General features: G+C 39.1%; 9 protein-coding genes and 1 riboswitch. Of the genes, 2 read left to right on the top strand and 7 right to left on the bottom strand.

The annotated features are described in order from the left end of the window. Positions 1 to 212: 212 nt before the first annotated feature. The 7 genes from ABH968_RS27435 to ABH968_RS27405 form a co-directional block, all read right to left on the bottom strand. On the bottom strand, positions 213 to 1,409 hold the full coding sequence (locus ABH968_RS27435; RefSeq protein ID WP_370049148.1) for a CaiB/BaiF CoA transferase family protein: 1,197 nt from the start codon (positions 1,407 to 1,409) through the stop codon (positions 213 to 215). Next, on the bottom strand, positions 1,406 to 2,566 hold the full coding sequence (locus ABH968_RS27430; protein WP_370049146.1) for an alpha-hydroxy acid oxidase: 1,161 nt from the start codon (positions 2,564 to 2,566) through the stop codon (positions 1,406 to 1,408). Before ABH968_RS27430 ends, ABH968_RS27435 begins: the two co-directional genes overlap by 4 nt. Positions 2,567 to 2,580: 14 nt before the next feature. Further along, complete coding sequence (locus ABH968_RS27425; protein ID WP_370049144.1) at positions 2,581 to 3,360, bottom strand: enoyl-CoA hydratase/isomerase family protein; 780 nt, start codon at positions 3,358 to 3,360, stop codon at positions 2,581 to 2,583. A gap of 13 nt (positions 3,361 to 3,373) precedes the next feature. Further along, a complete protein-coding gene (locus ABH968_RS27420) occupies positions 3,374 to 4,045 on the bottom strand; it encodes a methionine ABC transporter permease (protein WP_370049142.1) in 672 nt (223 codons plus the stop codon). Then, the gene (locus tag ABH968_RS27415; protein WP_370049140.1) at positions 4,038 to 5,063 is read right to left on the bottom strand and encodes a methionine ABC transporter ATP-binding protein; all 1,026 of its coding nucleotides are present in this window, start codon (positions 5,061 to 5,063) and stop codon (positions 4,038 to 4,040) included. Before ABH968_RS27415 ends, ABH968_RS27420 begins: the two co-directional genes overlap by 8 nt. A 105-nt stretch (positions 5,064 to 5,168) precedes the next feature. Further along, positions 5,169 to 5,993 carry a MetQ/NlpA family ABC transporter substrate-binding protein gene (locus ABH968_RS27410; protein ID WP_370049138.1) on the bottom strand — a complete coding sequence of 275 codons (825 nt, stop codon included), beginning with the start codon at positions 5,991 to 5,993 and terminating at the stop codon, positions 5,169 to 5,171. A gap of 239 nt (positions 5,994 to 6,232) precedes the next feature. Beyond that, positions 6,233 to 6,338: riboswitch (SAM riboswitch) on the bottom strand. A 214-nt stretch (positions 6,339 to 6,552) separates the two neighbouring features. Continuing rightward, entirely contained in the window at positions 6,553 to 7,722 is a 1,170-nt protein-coding gene (locus tag ABH968_RS27405; RefSeq protein WP_370049137.1) for a pyridoxal phosphate-dependent aminotransferase, read from the bottom strand. Between the two features lie 137 nt (positions 7,723 to 7,859). Between ABH968_RS27405 and ABH968_RS27400 the strand changes: the two genes are divergently transcribed. Both ABH968_RS27400 and ABH968_RS27395 read left to right on the top strand, forming a co-directional pair. Further along, positions 7,860 to 8,654 (top strand): PhzF family phenazine biosynthesis protein, encoded by a 795-nt coding sequence (locus ABH968_RS27400; protein ID WP_370049135.1) that lies wholly within the window; start codon positions 7,860 to 7,862, stop codon positions 8,652 to 8,654. Positions 8,655 to 8,736: 82 nt separating this feature from the next. After that, positions 8,737 to 9,531 (top strand): carbon-nitrogen family hydrolase, encoded by a 795-nt coding sequence (locus ABH968_RS27395; RefSeq protein ID WP_370049133.1) that lies wholly within the window; start codon positions 8,737 to 8,739, stop codon positions 9,529 to 9,531. Positions 9,532 to 9,676 lie beyond the last annotated feature (145 nt).

Below are 9,676 nucleotides of genomic sequence, written 5' to 3'. Positions count from 1 at the left end.
ATTTAAATAAGCTGCCGCCTGCAAAATACAGACAGCAGCTTCAGAAAGTTGCCTAACCTTTTTTAAAATGTCCTTTACAAAGGGTACATATTATAGCGAGGTAGCCCTTTTTAAGGTTCAGACGGATGGAAACGTCAAAGTGACGGAAAGCCACATCGAAATGCCGGATAGAACAGTCAAAGCGACGAAAAGCCGCTCCGAAATGGATAGCCTTATTTTGAGTGAATGACTTTCGCTGCTTTTAGATGCTTGATGTGTTCATCAGGTACATGCAATGATTTTAAAATATCTTCATTATGCTGTCCCAATGTAGGAGCGGCCTTCATTAGTTGCCCAGGCGTTTGTGAAAACTTCGCTGGGAAGCCAAGTGTACGCATTGGGCCGGCGACTGGATGTTCATAGGAAAGCACCATGCCACGTTCTAAAATATGGGGATCATTCAATGTTTGATCGTATGAATAGATGGGGCTAGCTGGTACACCATTTTCGTTTAATCGTTGAAGCCAATGAGTTGCTTGATGTTTTATTAATTCGCTTTCGATTTCTGCTTCAAGTACTTTCGCATTTTGAGCGCGTGAGTAGTTTGTCGCAAACTGAGGGTTGTCTAACCAATCGGAGCGATTCACGACTTTCGTGGCAAAAATCTCCCACAGCTTTTGATTGCCAGCTCCTATTAAAATATAGTCGTCTTTTGTTTTAAAGCCTTGATATGGAGCGGATACTCGGTGAGCAGTACCTGTACGTTCAGGTAATTCGCCATTTCCGAAATAAGCAGCAGCCTCCCAAACTGTCCATGCAAGCCCGGACTCGACAAGGGACACGTCGATGTATTGTCCTTCACCACTACGAAGTTTATAAATATATGCCATTAAAATAGACTGTAAAGCAGTTTGTGCAGCCGCAATATCGTTCACTGCAAAGCCAACTTTTACGGGTCTACCGCCAGCTTCGCCAGTCATATGCATTAATCCGCTAAGCCCTTGTGCCATAATATCATAGCCGCCTTTTTGACTATATGGACCCGTTTGACCATAACCAGAAATGGAGCAATAAATAAGTCCAGGATTAATTTCTTTTAATGTTTCATAATCAATACCAAGTTTTTTTGTGACACCTGGCCGGTAATTTTCTACAAGAACATCTACAGATTGAATAAGTTCTTTGAATAATTCCAACCCTTTTGGCGTTTTTAAATTTATACAAACACCTTTTTTATTACGATTGACCATCATATACATATGGCTTTCTTCATTGACGAAGGGGCCCATTGTGCGCGTATCGTCTCCGTTTGGATATTTTTCGACTTTTATAACTTCGGCACCCATATCCGCTAGCACCATTGTGCAATAAGGGCCGGCAAGCACTTGTGATAAATCAACTACCTTTAAACCTTCCAATGCTAGTTTCATCTATGATCGACTCCATCTTTTTTCACCAATGTGATATCACGTAGTCCCTTTATAGATATTGCCCCCGCTAATGCGATAGAGACTTTTAATTCATCATATAAATTCGTCATTACTTTTTCGACTCCTTGCTGTCCTTCTAATGCAAGCCCGTAGACGAAGGGACGACCAATGGCAACAGCATCTGCTCCTAAAGCGAGTGCCTTAAGAGCATCCATACCACGATACACACCGCTATCTAAAATAACAGGAATTCGTCCCTTGACAGCTTTCACAATGCCAGGAAGTGCGTCAAGTGAACCAATTACGCCATCCAATTGACGACCACCATGGTTTGATACGATAATACCGTCAATGCCGTTTTCTATAGCTAGTTTTGCGTCTTCAGGATGTAAGATTCCCTTCAATAAAATAGGGAGATTAGAACGGCGCTTTAATTCACGTACATTGTCCCAATTTAATGTTGGATGGAAAACATTTTGCAAAACGCCTTGTACATATGACTCAAATGAATCATCTGGTAAGGAAGCAGTAAAAACAGGGTCATTCATATAGTTTCCTCGCGCATACCCAAGCTTTAATGGTGAAAATTGATTGCGAACATCTTCTTCACGCCAGCCAAGCATGACTGTATCTACAGTTAAAACAATGGCCTCAAAACCAGCAGCCTCGGCTCGAGCGGCCATACTATATGCAATTTCTTCATTTGTTGACCAATATAATTGAAACCATTTAGTAGCAGTGGGAGCTGTTTGTGCTACATCCTCAAGTGCATAGCTTGAAACTGTACTTTGAATATAAGGAATTTTTAACTGATCAGCTGCACGTGCAACGGCAAGCTCTCCCTCGTCATGCGCCATTCTGTTCATGCCAACAGGAGCAAATAAGAACGGAGTTGGATGTACTTTTCCGAACAATTCTATCGATGTATCAATGCTTGAAACATCATGTAAGAATCGTGGAATAATAGAGTATTTTTCAAAGGCTGCACGGTTATTTCGTAATGTTTGCTCACCACCAGCACCTGAACGGATGTAACCAAACGGGCCAACTTCCATTTTTTCCGCAACCGCCTTTTCTAAATCTGCAAAGCAAATAGGGAAGGGGGCTTGTACATTAATATTTTTTAACAGTAGATCACCATCTGTTGTCTTTGTCATCGTTACTACCTCCCTTATTTATTGAAAATGGGCTTTCTTTTATTTAAAAATGCTTGAACACCTTCGTTGTAATCATCAGAGCTAAACGAATCAAGAATCATTTGAGCTAACTCTTCACTTTCTTCATTTTCACCATCGATAATTGCTTGAATAATTTTTTTAATACCAGCATTTGCAACCGATGATTTACTTAATAAATGATTGGCGAACTGAAGTGTTTCTTTTTCAATAACCTCTGGCTCATGTAGTGCTGTAATTAAACCGATATTTTTACCTTCTTCAGCTGTGAAGATATTCGCTGTATATAAAATTTCCTTTGCCTTCGCAGCACCCACGATGTTCATTAGACGCTTTGTACTTTTAAGATTGTAGATGATACCGATGTTCGCTGCAGTGATGCCAAGCTTACTCTTAGGTGTTGCTAGTCGGAAATCACAAGCGTTGGCTAGCTCTAAGCCACCGCCAATAGCTACGCCTTGAATCATGGCAATTGTAGGGTGTGGAAATTTATAAAGAGCATCAATGGCTTTTAATGCTAAATCATTATAGGCTTTTGCATGATCGGTTGCATAACGAATGTCTAAAAACTCGCTAATATCTGCACCTGAAGAAAAGGCAACTTCATTTACACCACGAACAATTAAGATTTTAATAGAAGAATCTATACGTAATGCTTCGAGATTATCTAAAATGGTTTGAAACATAGCTCTCGATAAAGAGTTGCGTTTTTCGGGTCGATTTAACACCAGGGTAGCGATATAGCCATTTTTCTCTACATAAATTTCATTTGTCATCGTAATCCTCCTACTAATCTTTCTTTAGCTTCACGGCAAAGTGGTTACCTATTGATTGAATAATCTGAACAAGGATGATTAAGATAAACACTGTCGCATACATCACATCGACCTCATAGCGTAAATGACCGTAACGGTATGCAAGGTCACCTAAACCACCAGCACCAACCATTCCTGCCATTGCTGTTGCGCCTATAAGACCGATTGTGGCAATCGTTAAGCCTAAAATAATAGATGGGCGAGCCTCACGTAGTAAGACATTCCAAATAATATGACGACGTTTAATACCCATTGCTGTATAAGCTTCCACAACACCTGGATCAACTTCTAAAAGTGCCGTTTCCATAAGTCGCGCAATATAAGGAGCTGTATAAACAACAAGCGGCACAATAACACCTTTTACACCAATAGTTGTGCCAACGATTAGCTTCGTGAACGGTAAAATGAAGAATAGTAAAATAATGAACGGTACAGAGCGAATAATATTAATAAATAAATTGAAAAATTGATAGAGAAATTTATTTTCAAATGATTGCCCCGGACGAGTTAAAACGATTAAAAGCCCTAACGGAATCCCAATTAAAATAGAAAAGAATAATGAAATCCCGACCATTTGGAAGGTTTCGATAATGGATTTCCCAATAACATCTGACCAATCTGCAAAGAAGCTTTGAATGCTATTCATTTAATTCGCCTCCTAATTCTTCAACGCTTACCCCATTTTCTGCAAAATACTTAAGTGCTTTATCTACGATATGTGACTCACCGTGTAGATGCACGACAATATTACCGACAATGCCGTTTTTTAATTCAATGATATTGGCTGTTAAAATATTTGGTTGTACATCATAAACTTTGCTCACTTCTGCTAGTAATGGTTTCCCTGTACTTTCACCAAGGAATGTTAAACGAATAACGCTTCCCGAAACATTTAATTGCTCGATAAGGGAAGGGGATAAATTACGTTGAGAAATGGTATTTAAAAATTTTCGTGTCGTTGGATGCTGAGGCTTCGAAAATAGTTCTATAGCAGAGCCATATTCCACAACTGTCCCTGATTCAAGAACGGATACATCATCGCAAATTTTTTGAATAACATTCATTTCATGTGTAATGAGTAAAATAGTGATGCCTAGCTCACGATTAATTTTCAAGAGAAGCTCAAGAATGGCGTCAGTTGTTTCAGGATCGAGTGCACTTGTCGCTTCATCACTGAGCAAAATTTCAGGCTCTTGGGCAAGGGCACGTGCAATAGCGACACGTTGTTTTTGACCACCTGAAAGCTGGCTAGGATAACTATCTAATTTCTCTGTTAGGCCAACAATTTCTGCATATTTTGCAACGCGTTTTTTCACTTCAGAGTCATTATAGCCAAGAAGCTTTAATGGTACCGAGATATTGTTGTAAACAGTCGCTGTTTTTAAGAGGTTAAAATGCTGGAAAATCATCCCGATTTTTCGACGAGTTTTGCGAAGGTCGTTTAGAGAAAGGGAAGTAATATCTACATGATCGATTAATACCTTTCCTGTTGTTGGACGCTCTAATAAATTGACACAGCGAATAAGGGTACTTTTTCCTGCGCCACTATAGCCAATAACTCCATGAATTTCACCTTTATTGACATGTAAGTTAATACCATCTACTGCTTTGACGATACCTTTTTTAGTTTTAAATTCTTTTGTTATATTTTCTAATTGAATCATACTGTGATATCTCCTTTCTAAGACCTTCTATAAAGCAAGAATCTGCTAGCTTTCCTGTAGGAGTCTCGCAGATTCTCGATTTTATGAAAGGTCCTTAATCGTCACTTACCAGCTTGGAATTACAGAACCTTGGAATTTTTCTTCTATAAATTTACGTACTTCATCAGATTGATAAGCTTCAATAAATTTTTTGATCGTTGGGTCATCTTTGTTTTCAGCACGTACTACAATGTAATTCACATATGGAGAGTCCGTAGATTCTAAAAGGATGGAATCTTTTTTAGGGTTAATGCCAGCATCAAGTGCGAAGTTCGTATTAATAGCTGCTACATCTACTTCACTAAGCTGTTTTGGAATTTGTGCAGCCTCTAATTCTATGAATTTTAAATTCTTTTTATTTTCTTCCACATCGCGAATAGATGCTGTTAAGCCGGTACCGTCTTTTAATTTAATATAGCCGGCCTCTTGAAGGACAAATAGGGCACGAGCTCCGTTTGTTGGATCATTTGGTAATCCGAATGTTGCACCATCAGGAACTTCATCGAGTGATTTATATTTCTCAGAGTATATGCCCAGAGGATTTAAAATTGTTTTTCCTACTGGCACTAAATCTGTATTGTGATCTTTGTTAAATGTTTCGAGGAATGGCTTGTGTTGATAGCTGTTTACATCAAGATCACCCTCGGCTAACGATGTATTTGGTAAAACATAATCAGAGAAAGTTTTTAGTTCTACTTCTAAACCATTTTCTTTGGCAACTTTTGCAGCAACTTCTGCAATTTGTTCGTGTGGACCAGAAGTTACACCCACTACAATTTTATTTTCATTAATAGCCTTACCTTTACTGTCTTCTTTAGTACCACAGCCTACTAATGCTGCTACCAATGTGAGACTCGCTAAACCTAGTAAAAATTTGTTTTTCTTTTTCATGAAACATACCTCCAAAGTTGTTTTATCGGTTATTAAAAAAACAATTTCGCCTTGGCGTAATTGTAGCTGACGCTTTGCTTTCGCTACAGATAAACAATGCCGTCCGGATTTTGAATTGTGCTAGCACAATTCATTCCTTTCAAAATCCGTGACATCCGCCGGAGGCTTTTATCTTCATATAAATGAAGATAAAAAAAACTCTCTTAAAAAATTAAGAGAGGCTCATGAAAAAGTGTCCTCTCTTATCTTTCAAACGATAATCGTTTGCAGGATTTAGCACCTTCCTTAAAAAAAGGAGGTTGCCGAGCTTCATAGGGCCAGTCCCTCAGCTACTCTTGATAAGAGATTTATAATATTTTTTTGTAAATCCGATAGAACTAATATAAATTATAGGATATAGTAAGTCAATCGAATTTTTAAAATTTTTTATTTTATTATAATATTTAGTTGAAACAGAATCCGCTAGAAGAAGGGCTGGAGCAACTAAAAAAAGATTGTGAAATGAAAAACTGTTTCCATAGCAAGTTTGAGCTAATGGAAGGTAGGGGAATTGAAATGTTCATGAGCTAAATAAGTTTAATTTTTCAATTCTGCTGATCGCTTCACGTAAGCGGTCTTCGTTAACAAGTAAGCCAACCCGTACATAGCCTTCACCATATTGACCGAAACCATTGCCTGCAGCTACTGCGATATCAGCTTTGTCGAGCAATAAATCGGCAAATTGTTCACTCGTAAAACCTAATGGAACAGGGAGCCATGCAAAGAAAGAGCCTTTCGGTGCTGTTACTTGCCAACCAATTCGCTGAGCTTCTTCGATCAGGACGTTTCGCCGATGCTCGTAAGTCACTCTTAGCCCATCCGCGCAACTCTGGGAAGCAGTAAGTGCAACTGCCGCGGCTTGTTGCACTGCAGGAAATTGACTACAGAATAGATGATCTTGAATAAGGTTAATGGCTGCAACAATATCGGGGTTACCAACTGCAAAACCAATGCGCCAGCCTGCCATATTATACGTTTTGGATAATGTATACATTTCAATACCGACATCTTTCGCACCGTCTGCTTGCAGGAAACTGATAGGTCTATTGCCGTCAAACCCAATCGCCCCGTAGGCAAAATCATGTGATACGATAATATTGTGCTCTTTTGCAAAGCGTACTGTTTCCTCGAAAAATTCAAGTGTTGCAGTACCACCAGTTGGGTTATTCGGGTAATTCAAGTAAAGCAGCTTCGCCTTTTCTTTTACTTCATCGGATAAAGCATTATAATCAGGCAGGAAATTATTTTCTGCAAAAAGTGGCATGACTTCAAAATTAACATCACCTAATATAACACCAGATAAGTAATCTGGATATCCTGGATCCGGTAATAGCATTGTATCACCGGGATTTAAAACGGCTAACGGTAGCTCAACAAGACCGATTTTCGTACCACCAAGAATAGCTACCTCTGTTTCAGGGTCAATGTCAACATTGTATTCACGTTTGTAGAAGCTTGCTGCTGCTTGGCGTAATTCAGCTATGCCACGAAATGGAGAGTATTTATGATTTTGAGAATTTTCTGCTGCCTCCTGTAATGCTTTAATAATGTGAGGAGGAGTGGGCTGATCTGGATTACCTTGACCAAGATTGATAACATCACGCCCTTCAGCTAGAGCAGCGTTTACTTTTTGCACAAGTGCTGCAAAAAATTGAGTTGGGAGTTGCTGTAGTTTTTTTGAGAATTCCATGCATGTTCACCTTTTTCAGAATATAATAATTATTAAAGATATGAAGCAAATAGTATTACTTTTTTTACTAAATGTCTAGAGTCTTTTCAGTTAACTAAAAACTAAAAGAGACCCAATTATATTTTGAGGTGAAAAAATTGAACAAAGTCTCATATTTTATCGTCAATGCTTTTACTACAGAACTTTACAAGGGAAATCCCACAGCAGTCTGTTTACTTGATTCAACAATACCTGAGGCGACCATGCAGAAAATTGCTCAGGAGATCCCTGTACCAACAACAGCATTTGTCCAAAAGAAAGATAATGATTTTTTTCTTAGATGGTTTACGCCAGCAAAGGAAATACCGATTTGTGGACATGGAACAATCGCTAGTGCTTTTTTACTCTGGAAACAAGGGATTGTACCCGTCAATTCTTCGATTACATTTCAGACTTTAAGTGGTCCTTTGCAAGCAAATTGGTTGAATGAACTAGTTGAAATAACAATTCAGAAGTATCGGTTAGAAGAGATTGAATGTCCTTTGGAGCTTGAAGAATGGCTTGGTATGAAACCGACATATGTAGGGAAAACAGAATTGGATTATATAGTGGAGCTAAGTCACGAAGGGTATATTGCAGATTTTAAAGCTGATTTTCTTGCGATGAAACAGTTCCCTGTACGTGGTGTTTGTATTACAAGTCGTTCTAAGGATAAGGGGATTGATATTGTCTCAAGATTCTTTTCTCCAGCACAAGGTATTGATGAAGACCATGTAAATGGTTCCACTCATGGTGCGTTAGGACCTTACTGGTGTGAAAAATTATCAAAAGAAAGCATCGTTAGCAAACAGCTTTCAAAACGTGGTGGATTATTGTACGTTACACCAAAAATAAAAGATGTTGCTATTGCGGGTTCGGCAGTTCAAGTATTAAGTGGTGAAATATTAATCTAAATATTGAGCTTAAAACCATGGAAGTAAGGTTGATTTATTGTAGTATAAATACAGAAAAGTACTGTCTAGAGGAGGAATAACAATGAAAATCGGTTGTATCCAATTAAATGTAGGCTTTGGCAAAGTAGAAGAAAATTTTGCCCGCGCTGAGGACAAGATTCGTGAAGCGGCAAAACAAGGTGCAGAAATTATTGTACTACCAGAAATGTGGAATTCAGGATACGCACTTGAAAAATTACCAGACCTTGCAGATGTGGATGGAGAGCGTTCGAAAGCATTTTTATCAGATCTAGCGAAAGAGCTTGGCGTACATATTGTTGGTGGCTCTGTTTCAACGAAGAAGGGCGATAAATTTTACAACACGATGTATACGTTTGATAAAAATGGTGAGTTAGTAGGTGAATATAACAAGGCACATCTTTTCCGTTTGATGGACGAGCATTTATATTTAGATGCAGGGGATGAAATGAATCGCTTTGCCCTTGGAGATATCGAGGCTGCAGGAGTGATTTGCTATGATATTCGCTTCCCTGAATGGCTACGCGCTCACGCATTAGAGGGTGCAAAGGTATTGTTCGTACCAGCGCAATGGCCGACACCACGTATCGACCATTGGAAAACATTGTTGCAAGCACGTGCCATTGAAAATCAATGCTTCGTCATCGCTGTTAATCGTATTTCTAGAAAGGTAGAAAACTTCAATGGTCAATCAATGATTATTCAACCATGGGGCGAAGTGCTGTGGGTTGGCGCAGAGGATGAAGAAGTAGCTGTCATCGATGTGGACTTTTCGATTGTCGATGAAGTACGAGGCAGAATTCCTGTTTATGACGACCGCAGACCTGGATTATATAGCGGAGTAGTTACCGAAAACTAAAATCTGATAGCACGCTCAAGGAGCAAAGCGATGTTGAGCGTGCTAGGCATGGTGAACATCGCTGATAAACAGGTGAACATCGCTGATAAACAGGTGAACATCGCTGATAAACAGGTGAACATCGCTGATAAACAGGTGAACATCG

Origin of the sequence: Lysinibacillus sp. RC79 (assembly GCF_041262405.1) — a bacterium.
In the GTDB taxonomy this organism is placed as follows: domain Bacteria; phylum Bacillota; class Bacilli; order Bacillales_A; family Planococcaceae; genus Lysinibacillus.
This window is presented reverse-complemented; position numbering and strand designations above follow the sequence as displayed.

Bases quoted from the DNA above. Each gene is read 5' to 3' on its own strand.
- ABH968_RS27430 (WP_370049146.1), bottom strand. From the start codon at position 2,566: ATGACAAAGACAACAGATGGTGATCTACTGTTAAAAAATATTAATGTA.
- ABH968_RS27415 (WP_370049140.1), bottom strand. From the start codon at position 5,063: ATGATTCAATTAGAAAATATAACAAAAGAATTTAAAACTAAAAAAGGT.
- ABH968_RS27405 (WP_370049137.1), bottom strand. From the start codon at position 7,722: ATGGAATTCTCAAAAAAACTACAGCAACTCCCAACTCAATTTTTTGCA.
- ABH968_RS27410 (WP_370049138.1), bottom strand. From the start codon at position 5,993: ATGAAAAAGAAAAACAAATTTTTACTAGGTTTAGCGAGTCTCACATTG.
- ABH968_RS27395 (WP_370049133.1), top strand. From the start codon at position 8,737: ATGAAAATCGGTTGTATCCAATTAAATGTAGGCTTTGGCAAAGTAGAA.
- ABH968_RS27420 (WP_370049142.1), bottom strand. From the start codon at position 4,045: ATGAATAGCATTCAAAGCTTCTTTGCAGATTGGTCAGATGTTATTGGG.
- ABH968_RS27425 (WP_370049144.1), bottom strand. From the start codon at position 3,360: ATGACAAATGAAATTTATGTAGAGAAAAATGGCTATATCGCTACCCTG.
- ABH968_RS27435 (WP_370049148.1), bottom strand. From the start codon at position 1,409: ATGAAACTAGCATTGGAAGGTTTAAAGGTAGTTGATTTATCACAAGTG.